The organism is Pseudomonas lutea (genome assembly GCF_000759445.1).
GTDB classification, from domain to species: Bacteria; Pseudomonadota; Gammaproteobacteria; order Pseudomonadales; family Pseudomonadaceae; genus Aquipseudomonas; species Aquipseudomonas lutea.
Genome location: NZ_JRMB01000003.1, coordinates 261,599 through 282,500 on the forward strand (window position 1 = coordinate 261,599; position 20,902 = coordinate 282,500).

At 58.9% G+C, this 20,902-nt stretch carries 21 protein-coding genes (1 of these 21 only partly in view); 12 read left to right on the forward strand and 9 right to left on the reverse strand.

Translation table 11 applies throughout. The features are described from left to right. Positions 1 to 4: 4 nt before the first annotated feature. From LT42_RS21935 to dksA, 4 genes are all read right to left on the reverse strand, one after another. Positions 5 to 2,959 carry a sensor histidine kinase gene (locus LT42_RS21935; protein WP_162835422.1) on the reverse strand — a complete coding sequence of 985 codons (2,955 nt, stop codon included), beginning with the start codon at positions 2,957 to 2,959 and terminating at the stop codon, positions 5 to 7. Further along, positions 2,943 to 3,119, reverse strand: coding sequence for a hypothetical protein (locus LT42_RS25815; protein WP_002552060.1), 177 nt, complete (start codon positions 3,117 to 3,119; stop codon positions 2,943 to 2,945). Before LT42_RS25815 ends, LT42_RS21935 begins: the two co-directional genes overlap by 17 nt. Positions 3,120 to 3,240: 121 nt before the next feature. After that, positions 3,241 to 4,128: a tRNA glutamyl-Q(34) synthetase GluQRS gene (gene gluQRS, locus LT42_RS21945; protein ID WP_037018154.1), complete on the reverse strand. Its 888-nt coding sequence runs from the start codon at positions 4,126 to 4,128 to the stop codon at positions 3,241 to 3,243. 171 nt (positions 4,129 to 4,299) lie between these two features. Then, positions 4,300 to 4,743, reverse strand: coding sequence for an RNA polymerase-binding protein DksA (dksA, locus tag LT42_RS21950; RefSeq protein WP_037018156.1), 444 nt, complete (start codon positions 4,741 to 4,743; stop codon positions 4,300 to 4,302). A gap of 350 nt (positions 4,744 to 5,093) precedes the next feature. Here dksA and LT42_RS21955 point away from each other — a divergent pair, with 350 nt between their 5' ends. Both LT42_RS21955 and sfsA read left to right on the forward strand, forming a co-directional pair. Further along, positions 5,094 to 6,266, forward strand: a complete 1,173-nt coding sequence (locus LT42_RS21955) for a pyridoxal phosphate-dependent aminotransferase (RefSeq protein ID WP_037018159.1) — start codon at positions 5,094 to 5,096, stop codon at positions 6,264 to 6,266. Then, on the forward strand, positions 6,266 to 7,009 hold the full coding sequence (gene sfsA / locus LT42_RS21960) for a DNA/RNA nuclease SfsA (RefSeq protein WP_037018161.1): 744 nt from the start codon (positions 6,266 to 6,268) through the stop codon (positions 7,007 to 7,009). Before LT42_RS21955 ends, sfsA begins: the two co-directional genes overlap by 1 nt. Here the strand turns inward: sfsA and LT42_RS21965 are convergent. Then, positions 6,987 to 7,316 (reverse strand): Rieske (2Fe-2S) protein, encoded by a 330-nt coding sequence (locus tag LT42_RS21965; protein WP_037018163.1) that lies wholly within the window; start codon positions 7,314 to 7,316, stop codon positions 6,987 to 6,989. The genes sfsA and LT42_RS21965 overlap by 23 nt on opposite strands. A 332-nt stretch (positions 7,317 to 7,648) precedes the next feature. On the opposite strand from LT42_RS21965, the gene deoC reads away from it, so the two are divergent. Beyond that, positions 7,649 to 8,428 carry a deoxyribose-phosphate aldolase gene (gene deoC, locus LT42_RS21970; RefSeq protein ID WP_420806915.1) on the forward strand — a complete coding sequence of 260 codons (780 nt, stop codon included), beginning with the start codon at positions 7,649 to 7,651 and terminating at the stop codon, positions 8,426 to 8,428. A 223-nt stretch (positions 8,429 to 8,651) separates the two neighbouring features. Here deoC and LT42_RS21975 read toward each other — a convergent pair whose 3' ends face one another. The 3 genes from LT42_RS21975 to LT42_RS21985 form a co-directional block, all read right to left on the reverse strand. Then, positions 8,652 to 8,912, reverse strand: a complete 261-nt coding sequence (locus LT42_RS21975) for a TfoX/Sxy family protein (RefSeq protein WP_037018166.1) — start codon at positions 8,910 to 8,912, stop codon at positions 8,652 to 8,654. 219 nt (positions 8,913 to 9,131) lie between these two features. Continuing rightward, on the reverse strand, positions 9,132 to 9,476 hold the full coding sequence (locus LT42_RS21980; RefSeq protein ID WP_037018168.1) for a pentapeptide repeat-containing protein: 345 nt from the start codon (positions 9,474 to 9,476) through the stop codon (positions 9,132 to 9,134). A gap of 101 nt (positions 9,477 to 9,577) precedes the next feature. Beyond that, on the reverse strand, positions 9,578 to 11,113 hold the full coding sequence (locus LT42_RS21985) for a bifunctional aminoglycoside phosphotransferase/ATP-binding protein (protein ID WP_037018171.1): 1,536 nt from the start codon (positions 11,111 to 11,113) through the stop codon (positions 9,578 to 9,580). 131 nt (positions 11,114 to 11,244) lie between these two features. Here LT42_RS21985 and mrcB point away from each other — a divergent pair, with 131 nt between their 5' ends. The 3 genes from mrcB to LT42_RS22000 are packed head-to-tail and all read left to right on the forward strand — an operon-like array spanning position 11,245 to position 14,675. Next, complete coding sequence (gene mrcB, locus LT42_RS21990) at positions 11,245 to 13,566, forward strand: penicillin-binding protein 1B (protein ID WP_037018174.1); 2,322 nt, start codon at positions 11,245 to 11,247, stop codon at positions 13,564 to 13,566. A gap of 31 nt (positions 13,567 to 13,597) precedes the next feature. Further along, positions 13,598 to 14,353, forward strand: a complete 756-nt coding sequence (locus LT42_RS21995; protein WP_037018177.1) for a tetratricopeptide repeat protein — start codon at positions 13,598 to 13,600, stop codon at positions 14,351 to 14,353. Next, positions 14,346 to 14,675: a YqcC family protein gene (locus LT42_RS22000; RefSeq protein ID WP_037018179.1), complete on the forward strand. Its 330-nt coding sequence runs from the start codon at positions 14,346 to 14,348 to the stop codon at positions 14,673 to 14,675. The genes LT42_RS21995 and LT42_RS22000 overlap by 8 nt, the downstream gene beginning before the upstream one ends. Positions 14,676 to 14,678: 3 nt before the next feature. On the opposite strand, the gene LT42_RS22005 is transcribed toward LT42_RS22000, so the two are convergent. Further along, positions 14,679 to 15,107, reverse strand: coding sequence for a DUF4124 domain-containing protein (locus LT42_RS22005; RefSeq protein ID WP_037018182.1), 429 nt, complete (start codon positions 15,105 to 15,107; stop codon positions 14,679 to 14,681). Between the two features lie 411 nt (positions 15,108 to 15,518). Here LT42_RS22005 and LT42_RS22010 point away from each other — a divergent pair, with 411 nt between their 5' ends. The 6 genes from LT42_RS22010 to msrQ all read left to right on the forward strand — a co-directional run. After that, complete coding sequence (locus tag LT42_RS22010) at positions 15,519 to 17,243, forward strand: acetolactate synthase 3 large subunit (protein ID WP_037018561.1); 1,725 nt, start codon at positions 15,519 to 15,521, stop codon at positions 17,241 to 17,243. 2 nt (positions 17,244 to 17,245) lie between these two features. Further along, on the forward strand, positions 17,246 to 17,737 hold the full coding sequence (gene ilvN, locus LT42_RS22015) for an acetolactate synthase small subunit (RefSeq protein ID WP_037018184.1): 492 nt from the start codon (positions 17,246 to 17,248) through the stop codon (positions 17,735 to 17,737). Between the two features lie 46 nt (positions 17,738 to 17,783). Then, positions 17,784 to 18,800 carry a ketol-acid reductoisomerase gene (ilvC, locus tag LT42_RS22020; RefSeq protein ID WP_037018564.1) on the forward strand — a complete coding sequence of 339 codons (1,017 nt, stop codon included), beginning with the start codon at positions 17,784 to 17,786 and terminating at the stop codon, positions 18,798 to 18,800. A gap of 147 nt (positions 18,801 to 18,947) precedes the next feature. After that, entirely contained in the window at positions 18,948 to 19,796 is an 849-nt protein-coding gene (pssA, locus tag LT42_RS22025) for a CDP-diacylglycerol--serine O-phosphatidyltransferase (RefSeq protein ID WP_037018186.1), read from the forward strand. Positions 19,797 to 19,867: 71 nt separating this feature from the next. Next, complete coding sequence (gene msrP, locus LT42_RS22030) at positions 19,868 to 20,881, forward strand: protein-methionine-sulfoxide reductase catalytic subunit MsrP (RefSeq protein WP_037018188.1); 1,014 nt, start codon at positions 19,868 to 19,870, stop codon at positions 20,879 to 20,881. Beyond that, positions 20,881 to 20,902: the 5' end (the start) of a protein-methionine-sulfoxide reductase heme-binding subunit MsrQ gene (gene msrQ / locus LT42_RS22035; RefSeq protein ID WP_037018191.1), read on the forward strand. Its footprint extends 599 nt past the window's final position; the window shows 22 of its 621 coding nt (coding positions 1-22); the start codon lies at positions 20,881 to 20,883; the stop codon falls past the right edge of the window. Before msrP ends, msrQ begins: the two co-directional genes overlap by 1 nt.

Below are 20,902 nucleotides of genomic sequence, written 5' to 3' on the forward strand. Positions count from 1 at the left end.
GGTCTCAGTTCACGGCGGACGTCGCTTCGACGTGGCGCGGTAAGGTCACCCTGATACGGGTCCCGCGTTGGTGCTCGGGGTCAGCCGGGCTGTCGATGGTGATTTGTCCATAATGCTCTTCAACGATGGAATAGACCAGTGCAAGCCCCAGTCCTGTTCCTTCGCCCGGATCCTTGGTAGTGAAGAAGGGTTCGAACAGACGATCCATAATGGCCTTTGGAATGCCGCTGCCTTCGTCTTCAACGATCAGGTCCACGGTGTGTTCGGAGGCTTCGCTTTTGACCCGCACTGCGCTGCCGGCGGGTGACGCGTCACGTGCGTTCGAGAGCAGGTTGATGAGGACCTGGGCGAGCCGCTGCGGGTCACCCTCCACCCAGTGGTTCGGGTTGCACAGATTATAGAATTGCACCTCGAAATTGCGCCGGTTCAGCGCGAGCAGACCAATGGCATCCTGTGCCACCTCTGCCAGGCATACCGGCTCATCGGCGTGTTGATGCCCGCCTGCATGGGCGAAGCTCATCAGCGACTGCACGATGCGCGATACGCGCTTGGTCTGTTCGATGATCTGGCTGCTGATTTCGGTCAGCTCGCTGTCTTCCTCGCGCTCTTCGCGCAGGTTTTGCGCCAGGCAGGCGATACCGGTGATCGGATTGCCGATTTCGTGGGCAACCCCCGCAGCCAGCCGACCAATGCTGGCGAGGCGTTCAGAGTGCACGAGTTTGTCCTCGAGCATCTGCGTGTCGGTCAGGTCCTCAACCAGAATCACCAGGCCGCTGTTGCCGGGCGCCAGGGGTTCGTCGATCGCTGCTTTGTGCAAGTTGAGCCAGCGCGTCTGGCCGTCAAGCGCCAGCCGCTGCTTGTGTAAATGCTCGTCCGGTACGTTGATGAAGCCGAGCAGCAGTTGCTTCCAGGGATCAACGATGGTTTCGAGCCGCGACCCGACCACGCGCTGAGCACCGATGCCGGTCAGTTCTTCCATGGCCTTGTTCCACATCAGGATTTCCTGATCCTTGGCCAGCGAACACACGCCCATCGGCAGTTCCTGCAAGGTCTGCCGATGGTAGCGACGCAAGGCGTCGAGCTCGGCAGCGAGACCGGTGAGGCGGGAGTGGTAATCCTCCAGGCGGCTCTCGATGAAATGAATGTCCTCGGTGACGTAGTTCTCGCTGCCGGACTTATACGGCAGGAAGGTCTCGACCATGTCCTGCGCGACGCTCGGCCCCATCAGGCCGGAGAGGTTCGCTTCGATGCGGTCGCGCAGACGCCTTAGGGCATAAGGCCGGCGCTCGTCGAACGGCAGGTACAGATCGCGCAGGGCTTGTTCGACCTCCTTCTGTGCAGCCTTTGCGCCCAAGGGCTTGGCCAACTGCGTGGCGAACTCTTGCGGGGAGGCGGCGTGCAATTCGCGCCGCTGCGGACGACGAACGTTATCCACAGCGCAGGCTTCGGCCGCACTGGCTTCCTCGGGACTGGGGTTGCTGAACAGGGAAATCAGAGTGAACACCAGCACGTTCGCGGCCAGCGAGGCGATTGCAGCCATGTGCCAACTGGTGTCGTCGAGCACGTAGATCATGTTCAGCAGCGGGATGTAGAAACCCTGGAAGTTACCGATCAGTGGCAACAACATGCTGATGGTCCAGACCACGATGCCCGCGATCAGCCCGGCCATGAAGCCGCGGCGATTGGCGGCCGGCCAGTACAGTACCGACAACACCCCGGGCAGGAATTGCAGGGTCGCTACAAACGCGACGATACCCAGGTTCGCCAGATTTTGTTTGGCGCCGAGCAGGAGGTAGAAGCCGAAGCCGGCCATGATGATCGCGACAATCAGCCCGCGCCGGGTCCATTTCAGCCAGCGATAGATATTGCCTTCGGCAGGCGGCTGGTAGAGCGGCAGTACCAGATGGTTCAGCGCCATGCCGGACAGCGCCAGCGTGGTGACAATGATCAGCCCGCTGGCGGCGGACAGCCCGCCAACATAGCCGAGCAGGGCCAGGGTTTTGCTGTGCGCGGCGATGCCGATGCCAAGGGTGAAGTATTCAGGGCTGGTGGTGGCGCCCAGTTTCAGGCCGGCCCAAAGCACCAGCGGTACCGCCAGACTCATCAGCAGCAGGAACAGTGGCAGGCCCCAGCTGGCGCTGACCAGTGAGCGCGGGTTGAGGTTCTCGGTGAAGGTCATGTGATACATGTGCGGCATTACGATGGCGGAGGCGAAAAACACCAGCAGCAGCGTCCGCCACGGACCTTCCTGCAGTGGGGTGTGCAGGGCCGCCAGCGCGCTCTGGTTCTGCAGCAACCATTGTTCGAGGCTCTGCGGCCCATCGAATACACCGTATAGCGCGTAAAGACCGATGCCGCCGATGGCGACCAGCTTGATCACCGACTCAAAAGCGATGGCGAACACCAGCCCTTCATGTTTCTCACGCGTGGCGATATGGCGCGAGCCGAAGAAGATGGTGAACAGCGTGATCAGCACACAGAACGCAAACGCTACGTAGTTGCGCACGGGTTCGCGGGTCAGAATGCCGATGGAGTCGGCAACCGCCTGGATTTGCAGCGCCAGCAGCGGCAAAACGCCGATCAGCATGAAGATTGTGGTGAGCGCGCCCGCCCAGGTGCTGCGAAACCGGAAGGCGAAAAGGTCGGCCAGCGAGGAGAGTTGATAGGTGCGGGTGATCTTGAGAATGGGGTACAGCAGGACGGGAGCCAACAGAAATGCGCCGGATACCCCAAGGTAACTCGACAGGAAACCGTATCCGTACTCGTAAGCCAGGCCCACCGTGCCGTAGAACGCCCAGGCACTGGCGTAAACGCCCAGCGACAGCGTGTATGTCAACGGGTGACGAATGATCCAGCGCGGGATCAGTCCACGTTCGCTGATCCAGGCGACTCCGAACAGGACCGTCAGGTAGGCGGCACTGACCAGAATCATCTGGGTCAGGCTAAAGCTCATCGGCATCTCGTTGGCTCTGCAGAATGAAGGTCACTACGATCAGGATTAACCACAGCATGTACGGCCTGTACCAGGCGCCTGTCGCGTCTATCCACCAGTCCATGATGGCCGGGGAAAACAGATAGATGCCCACCACCAGCAGCAGGACCAATCGATAAATGTACATTTGGCCTCCCAGGTTGAACGACCAGTAGATGACGGAGCGGCATGGTAACGGATGGCGATGGGGCTGCAAGCGACGTTTCGGCCAGCGTTGTGCTGCATAAATATGGACCGCTCGGCAGCGCTCAGTCTATTCGTGCTTCCTCGATGGCGCCCAGGCGGGGTATGGAATCGGCATCCCAGTGCGAAATCGCGTGCTCCAGCACCTCTCGCGGGGAGGCGTAGGCCAGTTCTCCCGGTACCCACTGGCCCAAAGCCCGCAGCCCCCGGAGCAGCAGCGGAGTGGCCTGATCGGACGGCAGTGGGGGAGAGCGATAGGACTTACCCAGCTTGTGACCGTCTGGCTGGGTGATCAGTGGCACATGAAGATAGCGCGACTGCGGCAGGCCGAGCAGTTCCTGCAAGTACAACTGGCGCGGCGTGGAATCAAGCAAATCGGCGCCTCTTACGATGTCGGTCACGCCTTGCCAGCCGTCATCAAGGACAACCGCCAGCTGATAGGCGTAAAAGCCATCCCGGCGGCGAATGATGAAGTCGCCCGAATCGCGCCCCAAATGCTGGCGAAACTCGCCCTGTACTCGGTCTTCGAACCGATACTCAAGTTCAGGCACGCGAATCCGGATCGCCGCGTTGTCGGGTGAGTGCCCGGCATCACGACAGAATCCCGGATAAATGCCGTTGTAGTTTTCCAGCTGCTTGCGCGAACACGTGCAGGCGTAGGCAAGCCCGTGGCTGAACCAGCGATTGATGATGTCCTGGTAGGCGTGGTGCCGGTCGCTCTGCCTGACCACTTCGCCGTCCCACTCAAAGCCATAGGCTTCGAGCGTCTTGAGAATACCTGCCTGCGCACCCGGCACCTCGCGGGGAGGGTCGAGGTCCTCCATGCGCATCAGCCATTTGCCACCGGCAGAGCGGGCATCGAGGTACGAGGCCAGCGCCGCGACCAGCGAGCCGAAGTGAAGGTACCCGCTGGGGGTTGGCGCAAAGCGCCCTATATAAGAAGGGGTTTTCATGGGCGCTGATGGTACTGGAAATAAAACGTACTAAATACCGGACGACCTGGCCGGCAGTGTGGGAAAACGCGACGCAGCTGATCGGCGGTTTCGTGGGCTATCCGGGCATCAAAGGCAGGTGCCGAAAACAGAAAAGGACGCCGAAGCGTCCTTTTCATGGGAGCAACAGGATCATTTACCGACCTGTTTTTCCTTGATTTCAGCGAGACTCTTGCAGTCTACGCACATGTCGGCCGTTGGACGGGCCTCAAGGCGCTTGATGCCGATCTCGACACCGCAGGATTCGCACCAGCCGTAGTCTTCGTCGAGGATCAGTTGCAGCGTCTTGTCGATCTTCTTGATCAGCTTGCGCTCACGGTCTCGGGCGCGCAGCTCCAAAGCGAATTCTTCTTCCTGGCTTGCACGGTCAGCAGGGTCAGGAAAGTTGGCCGCTTCATCCTTCATGTGATCAACCGTGCGGTCGACTTCCTGCATCAAGTCCTGTTTCCATTTGGTCAGGATCTTGGTGAAGTGATCTCGCATGGGTTTGCCCATGTATTCCTCACCCTTTGTCGCAACGTAGGGTTCGAAATTACTGATTGCCGGGTTGCTCTTTTGCTTTTCTTCGGTGGGCATGAACGGACCGCCTCTCACTCTTCTAAGCCATTACACAGGTTAAGATCCATCGCCGACACCTGCCGGCCCTGCGGCTGCAAGCGGGCGAACTTACCAGATCGAATCGGAGCGCGCTACTCCCGGTTGTCGAGCATGGCCTGCAGCACGCACGTGAGCTATGACCACAGCTCAGGCGCGCGGTTTTATATTATTTTGCAGTGCGCTGAGTCTAGCGCCTGTAGGGCAAAGGCCCGTATTTCTGGACTGTCGGCTGCACCTCGCTTCCTGCAACGTGATAAACGCTGTAGCCCGCTGGGGCGGATGAGTAGAATCGGCCGCCTGACTTGCCACCCCTCACCAAAGGAAGGCCAATGCCACAGCCCTACAGTGCGCGCAGCCGCGCTATCGAACCCTTTCATGTCATGGCGCTGTTGGCGCGGGCCAATGAGCTGCAGGCGGCGGGGCATGACGTCATTCACCTTGAGATCGGCGAGCCGGACTTCACCACCGCCGAACCGATCATAAAGGCTGGTCAGGCGGCATTGGCAGCGGGCAAAACGCGTTACACGGCCGCACGCGGCCTGCCGGAATTGCGCGAGGCCATCGCCGGGTTCTATGCACAACGCTACGGCGTGCATGTCGATCCGGGTCGTATCCTGATTACGCCCGGCGGCTCAGGCGCGTTACTGCTGGCAGCCAGCTTGCTGGTCGATCCCGGTAAGCATTGGTTGCTGGCCGATCCGGGCTATCCCTGCAATCGACACTTTTTGCGCCTTGTGGAGGGCGCTGCGCAGTTGGTGCCTGTAGGGCCAGAGGTCCGCTACCAGCTGACCGCTGATCTGGTTGCTCAACACTGGAATGAGGACAGCGTGGGTGCATTGGTGGCTTCTCCGGCCAATCCGACCGGCACGTTGCTGCACCGTGACGAGCTTGCTGCGCTTGCCGCGTCACTCAAAGCTCGGGATGGCCATCTCGTCGTTGACGAGATCTACCATGGCCTGACTTATGGCACAGAGGCCAGCACGGTACTGGAAGTCGATGACGACGCTTTCGTCCTCAACAGCTTTTCCAAATATTTCGGCATGACCGGCTGGCGGCTTGGCTGGCTGGTGGCACCCGAGGCGGCGGTCGCTGATCTTGAGAAGCTGGCGCAGAACCTCTACATCAGCGCGCCAAGCATGGCCCAAACCGCTGCGCTTGCCTGTTTCGAGCCCCAGACCCTCGCGATCCTGGAGCAGCGTCGGGCAGAGTTTGCTCGCCGTCGCGACTTTCTTTTGCCTGCGCTGCGTCATTTGGGTTTCAACATTGCTGTGGAGCCAGAAGGTGCTTTCTATCTATACGCGGACATCAGCACCTTCGGCGGCGATGCTTTTGCGTTTTGCCATCACTTTCTGGAAGCAGAGCACGTTGCATTTACGCCCGGACTGGACTTTGGCCGCTATCGAGCAGGTCATCATGTGCGCTTTGCCTATACCCAGAACCTTTCGCGGCTTGAGGAGGCGGTCACTCGCATAGCCCGTGGTCTTCGGAGTTGGCAGGGCTGATGCGATTTTCCCCAGCGCTGGAAGAAGGCCGGCTCATACAACGCTACAAGCGCTTTCTCGCCGACATCGAGACAGCCGATGGCGAGCGGCTGACAATTCATTGCCCCAACACGGGTTCGATGTTCAATTGCATGATGCCGGGCGGGCGCGTCTGGTTCAGTCGCTCCAATGATCCCAAGCGCAAGCTGCCAGGAACGTGGGAGATCACCGAGACACCTCAGGGTCGGCTCGCGTGTGTCAACACTGCGCGGGCCAATCGTCTGGTGGAAGAAGCGCTGATGGCAGGTGTGATTGCCGAGTTGGCAGGGTTCACGGCGCTGAAGCGAGAGGTGGCTTACGGTCAGGAAAACAGCCGTGTCGACTTCCGCCTGGATTACCCGGACGGCCCGCTTTATCTCGAAGTCAAAAGCGTAACGCTGGGCTTCGATGACACCCGCGTGGCTGCGTTTCCTGATGCAGTGACTCAACGCGGCGCCCGACATCTACGCGAGCTGGCGTCGCTGGCCAGAGAGGGCGTGCGCGCCGTTCTGCTCTATTGCGTGAACCTGACGGGCATTGATGCCGTGCGGCCTGCCGCAGAAATCGACGCGGCGTATGCCAGCGCGCTGGTCGAGGCCGTGGCAGCGGGGGTCGAAGTCCTGGCGTACGGCGTGAAACTCACCGCGGATGAAGTCTGCATAGATCGCAGCCTGGAGATTCATCTCACAGAGTCTCGCCCCATTAGTCCCGTGCCGCTGGGTTGATCCAGATGCCCCGAGCGTCTTCTGCGCACTCGATGGCCCTCAGGGATTTGCCCTCGCAAGGGCCTGCGACGCACTCGCCGTTCTCTATCAGGAAGAGGGCGCCGTGGGTAGCGCATTGGATAAGGCTGGCGCTGGCGTCGAGGAATTCATCAGCCTGCCATTCCAGCGGAACGCCTCGATGCGGGCATCGATTGGCGTACACATAAACCTGACCTGCTCGCCTCACGGCCAGAACTTTGAGCGCATCAACGTCAAATCCGATGCTTTTGCCTTCAATCAGCGCAGCGCTGTCGCACAGGTACTTCAACCTAGCCTCCTTTGCGCAAGACGCTCGAATGCAAATACTCAACGAATGCCCGGCTTAGCAGGCTGCGCATTCTGCCAGCACCCAAACCCGCCAGTCGATAACGGAACGGAGTCAATGGTAGGCCGGTTGACCCACTTCGCCGTCGTTTCCCGATATCAGCGGCATTAGTCAGTTCTGCCGACACAAAAGCTCACATTTTGACGTTCGTGCAGGCAACGTCCTTCGGACATTTCTTGTAATCAAGTAGGGCTGCTCCTTAACGTCTTTTATGCCGTTCAGGCGAGTGCGCTCTCGATTATTGTCGCGCCAAACCAAAGGTATGGAGACGCGAAATGAACAAGATGAGTGAAGTCAGCGACGCGGGCGAAGTCGATGAGGCGCTGGCACAGCAGGTAATTGGCATCCTGGAGCTGGCTTCACTGAATGCCGACGACACGCCGCAGAGGATCATCGCTCTGTGTCAGCGAGCGCTGACGCCGGTCGGTCATGTTGCAGCGATCTGTGTGCTGCCCAGGTTCGCCGGGCTCGCTCGCCGCACACTCGACAGCCTTTGCGCACGCGATATCAAGGTTGTGGCCGCGGTCAATTTTCCTGGCGGCTCGCCTTCTGTCAGCTCAGCCGACATGGAAGCTCATGCGGCGATCGTCGCGGGTGCTGACGAAATCGATGTGGTCTATCCGTTTCACGCGCTGCTGGGTGGGGACAAGCAGGTGGGTGCAGACATCGTGAATGCCTGCCGGGTCAGGTGCGGCAATAACGGCGTGTTGACCGTAACGTTGGAGACCGGGGTGCTGCGCGATCCGCAGGTCATCCACGGGGCGAGTTGCGTTGCGATTGAGGAGGGCGCGAACTTCTTGAAAACCAGCACCGGCAAACAGGCCGTCAATCCGACTGCACAGGCCAGCCGAATTCTGATCGCGGCCATTGCCGAATCGGGTGCGCATGTCGGGCTCAATGTCTCGGGAAATGTCCGTACGCTCAACGAAGCGCGGGTACACATGGATCTTGTAAGAGCACGCTTTGGGCTGCGATGGCTTGAACAGGGACGACTGCGGCTAGGGTCAACCAGCCTTCTGGATGATCTGCTGGTGCATCTGGGTGTGAGCGCTTGAAACCGGAAGAGGAGTCACCCATACAGGCAAAAAAAGACCCGGCAAGAGCCGGGTCAAAAACCGTGATTAGCCTGATGAGGAGATAATCTGAGCGTCCGAACCAAGGAGCCATTCAGGTTATCGGCCAGTCTCGCGACCGGATGTGATAATCATAGTGATTCTCATTTGTAAGTCAACACTGTCGCTCAACTATTTATTGCCACCGGCCCAAAGCTCATGCGGGCTATGCACCAATGCCGTCCAGTTTTTGGTCCAGCGAGGTTTTGCGCCCTGCTGGCAGGTCGCACCAGTGACGGTCGAGCAGGGCGCCTTCCAAGGAGTAGAGCAGGACTTTAGAGGGGCGAAATCCTCTGATTTTGACGGCCATATACGCTTGGATCGCTCCAAGCCGGCGCAGGTCGGCAGCGTTGTGAATGCCCGCAGCGTGAAGCCATTGAACCGAGGTCTTCCCCAGGTTCTTCATGCATTGAAGATCATCGTCCATGAGTCGTTGTCCTTATGAAACTCCGTGTATTGACTGCTCCCTAGGTTCGGCACAGACCGGAAAGGCGAACCATGCCCTTGAGCGTAGTAGAGGAATGTCACGGGCGCGGCCGTTCGCTCGCCAATTGCGCGCTGCGCCGCTGAATGGTAGGGACAAGAATCGGAAAGACGCGCAAGCCCGGCATGGAAATTCATGCAGGGCGCAGAAAGGTGTCGATGGTTAGCGGGTGCGATAACGCAGGCGGGTACCGAAGTTCACGGACATGAGAATCTCGTCTGCACTCAATTCCGGAGGAAAGTAGGCACCCGATATCTGGGCGTGGGCGATGCTGGCGCCTTCCAGCTTTGTCGTTCGAAAATCTACGCCGCGCAGATCTGCCGACCTGAAATAGGCGTCGCTGAAGTCAATCCCGTCAGCATTGATTTCGCGTAGATCCAGGCCACGAAAGTCCCCCGCCGAAAGATCGACAGGACCTTGCGCGGGCCGTTCGAGATTGAATGCGGTCACGTCGTCTTTTCGCAGCAACGCAAAAAGGGGTGAGTCGAGCTGCTTGGGCTGGTTCATCGGACGCCTCCTTGTTGGAATTCTGACGCCACTATAATGCCACCAGTGAGGAGCCGTGAAGCGATATCCATCACGACTCGACCACTGGTGAGCCTACCCTCTTAGAGGCCTGGCAAATGCTGACGAATGTCAGCGACCAGTTTGTCGAGATCGCCACTGACGTTGGTTTCGACGTGTCTGCTGCGCAAGATTTCATCAGCCGTCAGAGGCTCACGACTGGCCAGTTGGGCTTCGATGACTTCCATGGTTGCGTCGGATGGGTCCTGATTTTGCGCGCGACGTTGGGCCAGCCAACCTTCGATCACGGCTTTTGGCGCTGCGCAGTCAATGATCAGGAAAGGAGCTCCCAGTGCCTCGGCAACCTGCGCGGTCGTTTGACGCTGATTGAGTTTCAAATAGGTGGCGTCGATCACCACCGGCAGCCCGGCGCTGAGGACGATGCCCGCCAGCTCGTTCAGGCGTTCGTAAGTGGAGGCACTCACGTCGGTGGAATACAGATCGGCACTGTGCGCAAACAGGCGTTTGCGTTCCACATCGGACCGCAGACGAATGGCCCCGAGCGCTTCGACCAGTCGCAGGGCGACCTGACTTTTGCCGACAGCGGAAACACCGTGCGTGATCGCCAGGAAGTTCGATGGAATAGCGCTGTAGCTCTCGGCCAGGTTTGCGTAGTTACGATACTGGCGCAGCGTCGCGGCACGCTGTACCTGGTCGGCATCGGCGTTCAGGCTGAACAGTGCAACCTTGGCGCGCACCAGTGCCCGGTACGCTTTGTAAAAATTGAGCAACTGAAGGCCTGCGTAGTCGCCGGTCAGTTCCAGGTACTGGCTGACCAGCCGACGGGAAAGGCTTTTCAGACCGCGATCCTCAAGGTCCATGGCCAGAAACGCGATGTCCGCATACACATCGGTCATGCGGAACGGCTCGTTGAACTCGATGCAGTCGAAGATCACCACCTTGCCGTTGATCAAAGTAGCGTTGCCCAGATGGATATCGCCGTGGCATTCGCGGATGAAGCCGTCCAGCTTGCGCTGATTCATCAAAGGCTTGAGGCGTTCGAAGCTGGTTTTAGCCCATGCCTCCAGTGCTTCCAGCTGAATCAGGTCAGATTTTTCATTGAGGAATGGCAGAATCTGTTCAAAGTTCTGCGTGACCGGTGCCATGGCACTGTCAGCGCTACCCAGCGGATTCTCCATCGGAACCTTGGGCGACTTCAGGTGAAACTCCGCGATCTGACGCGCCATGTCGTCGATGTGAGCGGTCGTCAATTCGCCCTTGGCTTGCAGAGTGCTGAGCAGTCCATCCTGCGGGAACTGGCGCATTTTCAGCACGTACTCTATTGCTTCGCCTTCACCATTCAACTGGGGAGCGTCGATGCTGCCGGTGATGGGGAGCACTTCCAGGTAAAGATCGTCCGTCAGGCGCTGGTTTAGCATCAGTTCCTGCTCACAAAAATGTTTGCGCGCCTTCAGGGTGGTGAAATCCAGGAAACCGAAATTGACCGGCTTCTTCATCTTATAGACGTATGGGCCGGTGAGCAGGACCCAGGAAATATGCGTCTCGATGACCTGAGACTGTTCCACCGGATGTGGGAACAGGGCAGGGTTTTGCAGCGCGGCTATCAGTGTCTGGCTCACGGACGATCCTTGAATGTTGGTAAGTCGGTAGTCGTAGCGAAAGGTGGCCATTATGGCCGCTGAGGACATTGCTGCAAACCGCTTATAGGGTGGTCTGTCGGGCCCATTGAAAGTGCGTATAATCCGCCGCCATGACCCGATCCCGCACCCCGAAAAAATCCCCCAAACCCACCAACAGCCGGCTGCGCAGCCTGTTGGGCTGGGCCCTGAAACTCAGTCTCGTCGGGCTGGTGATCCTTGGCTGCTTCGCCGTTTACCTGGACTCCATCGTTCAGGAGAAATTCTCCGGCAAGCGCTGGACCATCCCGGCCAAAGTCTACGCACGACCGTTGGAGCTCTTCGTTGGGCAAAAGCTGTCACGCGACGACTTTCTTCTGGAGCTCGATGCACTGGGCTACCGCCGCGAGGGCGTAGCCAACGGTCCCGGCGCTGCGTCGGTGAACGGCAATACCGTAGACCTCAACACCCGTGGCTTCCAGTTTTACGAAGGTGCTGATCCGGCGCAGCAGATTCGCGTGCGCTTCTCCGGCGATTACGTGGCGGAGCTGGCCGCGGCCAATGGCGCCAAGCTTGCCGTTGCGCGTCTCGAGCCGCTGATGATTGGCGGCCTGTATCCGAAGAACCTCGAAGACCGCATCCTGATCAAGCTCGACCAGGCGCCTCCTTATTTGCTCGACACGCTCGTCACGGTTGAAGATCGGGATTTCTACCATCATTTCGGCGTATCCCCGAAGGGCATCGTACGGGCTTTCTGGATCAACGCATCTGCCGGTCAGATGCGTCAGGGCGGGTCGACGCTGACTCAGCAATTGGTCAAGAACTTTTACCTGACCAATGAGCGCAGCATCACGCGCAAGCTGACAGAAGCGATGATGGCTGTACTGCTGGAAATCCATTACAGCAAGCAGGAAATCCTTGAGGCCTACCTCAACGAAGTGTTCGTCGGGCAGGACGGGCAGCGCGCAGTTCACGGCTTTGGCCTGGCGAGTCAGTACTTCTTCAGCCAGCCGTTGTCTGAGCTGAAACTGCATCAAGTCGCTTTGTTGGTCGGTCTGGTCAAGGGGCCTTCCTATTACAATCCCCGTCGCAACCCGGATCGTGCGCTGGAGCGGCGCAATCTGGTCCTCGACCTGCTGGAGCAGCAGGGCGTGGCGACAGCGGAAGTCGTAGCGGCAGCGAAGAAAATGCCGTTGGGTGTGACCAAAACCGGCTCGCTGGCTGACAGTTCGTTCCCGGATTTCCTCGATCTGGTCAAACGCCAATTGCGTCAGGATTACCGTGACGAAGACTTGACCGAAGAAGGGCTGCGGATCTTCACCAGCTTCGACCCGATTCTGCAGATGAAATCCGAAGCAGCGGTGCGCGAAAGCTTCGCCAAAATATCGGGCCGCAAAGGCGCCGACGAGATGGAAACGGCCATGGTCGTGACCAATCCGGAAACCGGCGAAGTCCAGGCACTGATTGGCAGCCGTCAGGCCGGGTTCGCCGGTTTCAATCGGGCGCTGGATGCCGTTCGCCCGATCGGCTCGTTGGTAAAGCCGGCCATTTACCTGACCGCTCTTGAACGTCCGCAGCAGTATTCGCTGACCAGTTGGATTCCGGACGAGCCCTTTCAGGTGAAAGGCGCCGACGGCCAGATCTGGAAGCCCCAGAACTACGACCACAAAGCCCACGGCAATATTTTCCTGTATCAGGGGCTGGCGCATTCCTACAACCTGTCCAGTGCGAAACTGGGACTGGACCTGGGCATTCCGAACGTATTCAAGACACTCACCAAGCTGGGTGTGACCCGCGAGTGGCCTGCCTTCCCGTCGATGTTGCTGGGCGCCGGCGCGCTCACCCCGATCGAAGTCGCAACCATGTACCAGACCATTGCCAGCGGTGGCTTCAACACGCCGCTGCGGGGGATTCGCAGTGTTCTGACTGCCGAAGGTGAGCCGCTCAAGCGTTATCCGTTCCAGATTCAGCAACGTTTCGACCCTGGCTCGATCTATCTTCTGCAGAACGCCATGCAGCGGGTGATGCGAGAAGGCACGGGTAAGTCGGTGTACAACGTCCTGCCAGCGACGCTGAATCTGGCGGGCAAGTCGGGGACTACCAACGATTCACGCGACAGTTGGTTTGCCGGATTCAGCCAGGATTTGCTGGCGATCGTGTGGATGGGCCGCGACGACAACGGCAAGACGCCTTTCACCGGTGCTACCGGTGCTTTGCAGATATGGACCAGCTTCATGAAAAAGGCCGATCCCCTTCCGCTGGACATGGCCATGCCCGACAACGTGGTGCAAGCCTGGGTCAACGCCAGCACGGGACAAGGCACTGACGCGAGCTGCCCGAATGCCGTACAGATGCCGTATATTCGCGGCAGTGAGCCGCAACCCGGTCCGACCTGCGGCGGGCCTGCAGCGCCTGCCGATTCGGTGATGGATTGGGTCAAGGGCTGGTTGAATTAAGCCTTATCGAATCAAGCAAAGAGGATGTGACGTGAACAAGTGGTGGATTCCGGCTGTAACGGCTCTGGCTTTGCTCAACGGCTGCGCGTCCCAGACGCGCAGCGCTATTCCGGTGGTCGACTCAGGGTCGCGCGTTTCCAACGGCGAGCGTGTGTCTTCAAACCGTAACAACACCTACCGAGCGCCGGTTCAGACGCCGTCGCAGTCGCAGGCCATTCAGGAAGATTCCGGTGTGACGGTGATGGTGCCTGGTGGCGCCAACGCGAGCGGTGCGCCTATCTCTACCTTCGTGCCGCCAGCCTCGGCCCCGATCAGCACGGCCCCGATCGATACCTCGCCGGTCAGCCCGGCGCCGGCCAACAATACCTACACGCCGCCGGCCGCCACCGGTAGCACCTACAACATGCCTGCCTCGGCACCAACGGGCATTCCGTCGGCGTCCAGTGGCGGGCTGTCGGAAGATGAGCAGCTCGACGGCCCGGTGCTGGCCTTGCTGACCACCGCCCAGCAGCAACAGTCCGGTGGCGATCTCAATGGTGCAGCTTCGAGCCTTGAGCGCGCGCAGCGTGTCGCCCCCCGCGAGCCGCAGGTCTTGTATCGACTGGCGCAAGTGCGGTTGGCGCAGGGGGATGCGCCCCAGGCTGAGCAGCTGGCGCGTCGTGGCCTTACCTATGCAAACGGTCGCGCCAGCCTTCAAGCCAGCCTCTGGGGTCTGATCGCTCAGTCACGTGAAAAACAGGGTGACGCTGCCGGCGCAGCACTGGCTCGGCAGAAAGCCAATGGATAAACGCCTGCCGACCATCGCAGATCAATTACTGTTGATCGAGCGCGAATTGCGAGTACTGGGATGGTGGAAAGAAGTGCCCCCCAGCGACGAAGCGCTGTCGAGCCGTGAGCCTTTTTGCGTCGACACGCTGGATTTCGACCAGTGGCTGCAATGGATCTTTCTGCCGCGCATGAAGACCATTCTTGAGCAGGACCTGACCTTGCCCACAGCATCGGGCATTCTTGAAATGGCGCAGATGGTCTACGCCGGCAATGCTCGAGAAACCGCCACTCTGCTGGGGCTGCTGAGGGACTTTGACCGGCTTATCACCGAGTCTGCCTGAGCCTCAGTTGCACTGATCGTCGAGGTACTGCTTGACCTCGGCGATGCGGCCCTGGCGTTCTTCTTCGGTAAAGCGCCTGAACTCCCCGTTCACTTCCTGTCGTACCCGCGGGTTGTTTTGCAACTGCGCGAGGTTGGTGCGCTGTTCCTCACAAATCTCTTTACGCTTGGCCTCTTGGGCCGCGACCTGCTTCCTCACTTTGGCATCAACCGCTTCCTGCTCCCGCGCGCCTTCCTGATTCTGTGGCGGCGGGGCAGGGGATGCGCTGACCGGTTTGCCAGTATCGATTTCCTCCGCTGTCTGCCCGGCAGGAGGCTGCGCGTCAAAATGCGTCACTCCCTGGGCGTCGACCCATTTATATACCTGCGCTGCCTGGCTGGTGGTCTGACCCAGGGCAAGTGTCAGCGTCGCTGCAAGAATCATCCAGCGCATTCCCGGTTCCTTACGTCTGTGGCAATGGCCGGAAACCTATCACAAGCGCGGCGCAACGACCTCATTCGGTGCCTTTTAACGAGCCGCGGACGAAGAAAGCGCATCGATGACTTGACTTGAGGGGGGCGAATCCGAACAATCCAAAGTTCGCTGTAGAGGGACTGCCAGAAGCAGACCGTCTCGGTAGATCATGAGGCGCACACCCGCGCCGACCCGTAACACCCGCAACGCGTTACCTCGCGCTGGGTGGGAAGACCCCGAAACACGTACAGGGGCGATCCCAATACTTGCTCAGTCAGTGCTGACGTAGTCGGCGACCACCGTCGCTCATGCTCTGCTTTGCAGTAAACCTATTAAGACCCGTCTCCTCGCTTGTGTGGACGGTATTCTGGCGTTTTAGAGGTGAACAACGTGGAGCTTTTATCTGGCGCTGAAATGGTCGTCCGCTTTTTGCGTGACGAAGGCGTAGAGCACATCTACGGGTACCCCGGCGGTGCCCTCCTGCATATATATGACGCGCTGTTCAAAGAACCGGCTGTGAGCCACATCCTCGTTCGTCACGAACAGGCCGCAACTCACATGGCTGACGGCTACGCCCGCGCCACCGGCAAGGCAGGTGTTGTGCTGGTGACTTCCGGTCCAGGCGCAACAAACGCCATCACCGGTATTGCGACCGCCTACATGGATTCGATTCCGATGGTGGTGCTGTCCGGCCAGGTCCCGAGCAATATGGTCGGTACCGACGCGTTCCAGGAAACCGACATGATCGGTATCTCCCGGCCAATCGTGAAGCACAGCTTCATGATCAAGCATCCATCGGAAATCCCGGAAGTCCTGAAAAAGGCGTTCTACCTGGCGCAGTCCGGCCGTCCTGGTCCTGTCGTTGTCGATATCCCGAAAGACATGACCAATCCGGCTGAGAAATTCGAATATATCTTTCCCAAGAAAGCCAAGCTGCGTTCCTACAGCCCGGCGGTGCGCGGCCACTCGGGCCAGATCCGCAAGGCGGTGGAAATGCTGGTCGCCGCCAAGCGTCCGGTCATCTACGCGGGCGGCGGTGTGATCATGGGCAACGGTTCGGCGCAGTTGACCGAACTGGCGCAGCAATTGAATGCGCCCGTCACCAACACGCTGATGGGGTTGGGCGCCTACCCGGGCACTGATCGCCAATTCGTCGGCATGTTGGGCATGCACGGCAGCTACACGGCAAACCTTGCGATGCACCACGCTGACGTGATCCTCGCGGTAGGGGCTCGTTTTGATGATCGCGTGATCAATGGCCCGGCCAAGTTCTGCCCCAACGCAAAAATCATTCACGTGGACATCGATCCTGCGTCGATCTCCAAGACCATCAAGGCCGACGTGCCCATCGTCGGCCCGGTCGAAAGCGTGCTGACCGAGATGTTTGCTACCCTCAAAGAGCTCGCTGAAAGCCCGAACAAGGACTCTGTGGCGACCTGGTGGAAGCAGATTGATGAATGGCGCGCCGGCGGCGAACTGTTCCCGTACAACCGCGGCGACGGCAGCGTCATCAAGCCGCAGACGGTAATCGAAACACTGTGCGAGGTGACCAACGGTGATGCCTACGTGACGTCCGACGTGGGGCAGCACCAGATGTTCGCGGCCCAGTATTACCGCTTCAACAAACCCAATCGCTGGATCAACTCCGGCGGTCTCGGCACGATGGGCTTTGGCTTGCCGGCTGCGATGGGCGTTGCGCTGAGTTTTCCGAATGACAACGTCGCCTGCGTCACGGGCGAGGGCAGCATTCAGATGAACATCCAGGAGCTGTCGACGTGTCTGCAGTACAACCTGCCGGTCAAGATTATCCTGCTCAACAACGGTGTGCTCGGCATGGTCCGCCAATGGCAGGACATGAGCTACAGCGGCCGTCACTCGCACTCCTACATGGAGTCGCTCCCTGACTTCGTAAAGTTGGTCGAAGCGTACGGGCATGTGGGCATGCGCATCACCGACCTGAAGGATTTGAAGCCGATGATGGAAGAAGCGTTCGCCATGAAAGATCGCCTGGTGTTTCTTGATATCAAGGTCGACGTCGGCGAGCACGTCTACCCGATGCAGATCCGAGACGGGTCCATGCGTGACATGTGGCTGAGCAAGACGGAGCGGACATAACCATGCGCCACATCATTTCGCTATTGCTGGAAAACGAACCGGGCGCGCTGTCTCGGGTGGTCGGGCTGTTTTCGCAGCGCAACTACAACATTGAGAGCCTGACGGTGGCGCCCACCGAAGACCCGACCCTGTCGCGTCTGACGCTGACCACCGTTGGCCAGGATGAAGTGATCGAGCAAATCACCAAGAACCTCAACAAGCTGGTCGAGGTGGTCAAGTTGGTCGATTTGTCGGAAAGCGCCCACATCGAACGTGAGCTGATGCTGATCAAGGTGAAAGCCACGGGCGCTCAACGCGCCGAGATCAAGCGCACTACCGATATCTTCCGCGGCCAGATCGTCGACGTCTCCAGCAGCGTCTATACCGTGCAGTTGACCGGGACAAGTGACAAGCTGGACAGCTTCATCCAGGCGATCGGCACCACGTCCATTCTGGAAACCGTACGCAGTGGCGTCACGGGTATTGCCCGCGGCGACAAAGTACTGAGCATCTAACCTAATTTTGCAAATGGCCTTGCGGCCACGTTATCAGGGGAATTTCATGAAAGTTTATTACGACAAAGACTGCGACCTTTCCATCATCCAGGGCAAAAAAGTTGCCATCATCGGTTACGGTTCCCAGGGCCACGCTCAAGCGTGCAACCTGAAAGACTCCGGCGTTGATGTCACCGTTGGCCTGCGCAAAGGTTCGGCTACTGTCGCCAAAGCTGAAGCTCACGGCCTGAAAGTGACTGATGTCGCTTCCGCCGTCGCCGCTGCAGACCTGGTCATGATCCTGACCCCGGACGAATTCCAGTCCCAGCTGTACAAAAATGAAATCGAGCCGAACATCAAGAAGGGCGCAACACTGGCCTTCTCCCACGGCTTCGCGATCCACTACAACCAGGTTGTTCCTCGTGCCGACCTCGACGTGATCATGATCGCGCCGAAAGCACCGGGCCACACCGTGCGCACCGAGTTCGTCAAAGGCGGCGGTATCCCTGACCTGATCGCCGTTTATCAGGACGCCTCGGGCAACGCCAAGAACGTTGCGCTGTCGTACGCTTCCGGCGTTGGTGGCGGCCGCACCGGCATCATCGAAACCACGTTCAAGGACGAGACCGAAACCGACCTGTTCGGCGAGCAAGCCGTTCTGTGTGGCGGTACCGTTGAGCTGGTCAAAGCCGGCTTTGAAACGCTGGTCGAAGCCGGTTATGCGCCAGAAATGGCTTACTTCGAGTGCCTGCACGAATTGAAGCTGATCGTTGACCTCATGTACGAAGGCGGCATCGCCAACATGAACTACTCGATCTCCAACAACGCCGAATACGGCGAGTACGTGACCGGCCCTGAAGTTATCAACGCCGAATCCCGTCAAGCCATGCGCAATGCTCTCAAGCGCATTCAGGACGGCGAATACGCGAAGATGTTCATCGCCGAAGGCGCCAGCGGCTACCCTTCGATGACTGCCAAGCGCCGTAACAACAAAGCGCACGGTCTGGAAATCATCGGTGAGCAATTGCGCTCGATGATGCCTTGGATCGCGAAGAACAAGATCGTAGACCAAGCCAAGAACTAAGATCACAGATCAGGTTCCTGCATGAAAAAACGCGGCCCTCGGGTCGCGTTTTTTCGTTGTGAGGACTCATCTGGTATAAAGCTGCATCGTTTGTCGGCCCAAGGCCACAAGCATTTGTCGAAATTCTTTAGCTGCAAGGTATTGTCCATGAGCGAACGTTCCGAAGAGCCGAACAAGGCATCTGACGCCGAAAGCCTGCTACCCATCGATGAACATATTGAAGAGGGCCATGACGCCGAAGGGCGCAAGGTTCGCCATCGCGGCATTTATCTGCTGCCTAATCTCTTCACGACGGCCAATCTGTTTGCCGGTTTCTACGCGATCATCAGCGCAATGAGTGCGCAAAGTGCGATGAGTGCCGGTGATCAGCTAGGTGCCAGCAAATACTTCGCGTTCTCCGCGATCGCTATTTTCGTGGCAATGGTGCTCGACGGGCTTGATGGCCGAGTCGCGCGAATGACCAATACCCAGAGCGCATTCGGCGCCGAGTACGATTCGCTGTCCGACATGGTCGCGTTTGGCGTGGCGCCCGCGTTGCTGGCATTCGGCTGGGCACTCGGGGACATGGGCAAAGTCGGCTGGATGGTCGCGTTCATCTACGTCGCAGGCGCTGCATTGCGTCTGGCCCGCTTCAATACCCAGGTTGGCAAGGCTGATAAGCGTTACTTCATCGGGCTGGCCAGTCCGGCCGCCGCTGGCGTGGTGGCGGGCACCGTTTGGGCGTTCAGTGATTACGGGATTCAGGGGTCCAAGCTGTCCTTTCTGGTCGCGCTGTTGGTCGCCGCAGCCGGGATGCTGATGGTCAGCAACATCAAGTACAACAGCTTCAAGGAGCTGGACCTCAAAGGGCGTGTGCCTTTTGTGGCAATCCTCGCCGTGGTCCTGGTGTTCGCCGTGGTGTTCAGCGACCCGCCGCGCATTTTGCTGCTTATCTTCCTCGGCTACGCAGCGTCCGGTCCTATTCAATACCTGCTGCGTCTGCGTCGCCAGAGGTAGTTCATCCACCTCCATTTACCGCATACTCCGTAGCTATAGATGCTTCAGTTCTCTATAGCTGCGGAGTCATCATGATCATCAAAATACCTTCCAGATCCGATTGCAAAGAATCGGACGTCACTCCCGAATCCTTTTATCTGTCACGTCGAGCATTGCTCGGCAGTTCCCTTGCAGGATTGGCCGTTAGCGCAATCCCTGGCTGGGCAAATGCTGAGGAAGCCTCGCGTTACGCCGACGTCGAAGCCGGCGCTGCGCCTGAGTGGTTCAAAGGCAAATTGCCTACAACCAAGTGGCAAGCCGTCACCGTCCAGGGTGAGACGATCACACCATTCAAGGATGCAACGCACTACAACAATTTCTATGAGTTCGGCACTGATAAAGGTGACCCGGCGCAAAACGCGGGCTCCTTGAAGACGGAGCCGTGGAGCGTTGTCATCGACGGCGAGGTAGCCAAGCCAGGGCGTTATGCACTGGAAGACTTCATGAAGCCTTATCAGTTGGAGGAGCGTATCTATCGTCTGCGCTGCGTAGAGGCGTGGTCGATGGTGATCCCATGGCTCGGATTTCCGATCTCTGAACTGCTCAAACAAGTTGAGCCGACTGCCAATGCGAAATACATCCGCTTCGAAACGCTGCAGGATCCGAAGACTATGCCCGGTCAGCGCTCAGGCTTTGCGTTAATCGATTGGCCCTATGTTGAAGGGCTGCGCCTGGACGAAGCGATGAATCCTCTCGCAATCCTGGCAGTGGGTATGTATGGGCGAGAGCTGCCCAACCAGAACGGCGCGCCGCTGCGTCTGGTGGTCCCGTGGAAATACGGTTTCAAGAGTGTGAAGTCGATTGTGCGCATAAGCCTGACCAGCGAGCAGCCGAAGACTACCTGGCAAAGCATCGCGTCGAGCGAGTACGGTTTTTATGCCAACGTTAACCCGACGGTAGACCATCCCCGGTGGACCCAGGCTCATGAGCGGCGGCTTCCGAGCGGCCTGTTCAGTCCGAACATCCGCCAGACCGAGATGTTCAATGGGTACGGAGAGCAGGTTGCCTCTCTTTATACCGGGCTCGACCTACGGAAAAACTATTGATGCGTTTCATGTACTGGCGGG

Coding starts and splice junctions, on each gene's coding strand:
- sfsA (WP_037018161.1), top strand. CDS start 6,266: ATGCGATTTTCCCCAGCGCTGGAAGAAGGCCGGCTCATACAACGCTAC.
- pssA (WP_037018186.1), top strand. CDS start 18,948: ATGAGCGAACGTTCCGAAGAGCCGAACAAGGCATCTGACGCCGAAAGC.
- LT42_RS22005 (WP_037018182.1), bottom strand. CDS start 15,107: ATGCGCTGGATGATTCTTGCAGCGACGCTGACACTTGCCCTGGGTCAG.
- LT42_RS21975 (WP_037018166.1), bottom strand. CDS start 8,912: ATGGACGATGATCTTCAATGCATGAAGAACCTGGGGAAGACCTCGGTT.
- ilvN (WP_037018184.1), top strand. CDS start 17,246: ATGCGCCACATCATTTCGCTATTGCTGGAAAACGAACCGGGCGCGCTG.
- LT42_RS22000 (WP_037018179.1), top strand. CDS start 14,346: ATGGATAAACGCCTGCCGACCATCGCAGATCAATTACTGTTGATCGAG.
- deoC (WP_420806915.1), top strand. CDS start 7,649: ATGAACAAGATGAGTGAAGTCAGCGACGCGGGCGAAGTCGATGAGGCG.
- dksA (WP_037018156.1), bottom strand. CDS start 4,743: ATGCCCACCGAAGAAAAGCAAAAGAGCAACCCGGCAATCAGTAATTTC.
- msrP (WP_037018188.1), top strand. CDS start 19,868: ATGATCATCAAAATACCTTCCAGATCCGATTGCAAAGAATCGGACGTC.
- LT42_RS21935 (WP_162835422.1), bottom strand. CDS start 2,959: ATGCCGATGAGCTTTAGCCTGACCCAGATGATTCTGGTCAGTGCCGCC.
- mrcB (WP_037018174.1), top strand. CDS start 11,245: ATGACCCGATCCCGCACCCCGAAAAAATCCCCCAAACCCACCAACAGC.
- ilvC (WP_037018564.1), top strand. CDS start 17,784: ATGAAAGTTTATTACGACAAAGACTGCGACCTTTCCATCATCCAGGGC.
- LT42_RS21980 (WP_037018168.1), bottom strand. CDS start 9,476: ATGAACCAGCCCAAGCAGCTCGACTCACCCCTTTTTGCGTTGCTGCGA.
- LT42_RS25815 (WP_002552060.1), bottom strand. CDS start 3,119: ATGTACATTTATCGATTGGTCCTGCTGCTGGTGGTGGGCATCTATCTG.
- gluQRS (WP_037018154.1), bottom strand. CDS start 4,128: ATGAAAACCCCTTCTTATATAGGGCGCTTTGCGCCAACCCCCAGCGGG.
- LT42_RS21955 (WP_037018159.1), top strand. CDS start 5,094: ATGCCACAGCCCTACAGTGCGCGCAGCCGCGCTATCGAACCCTTTCAT.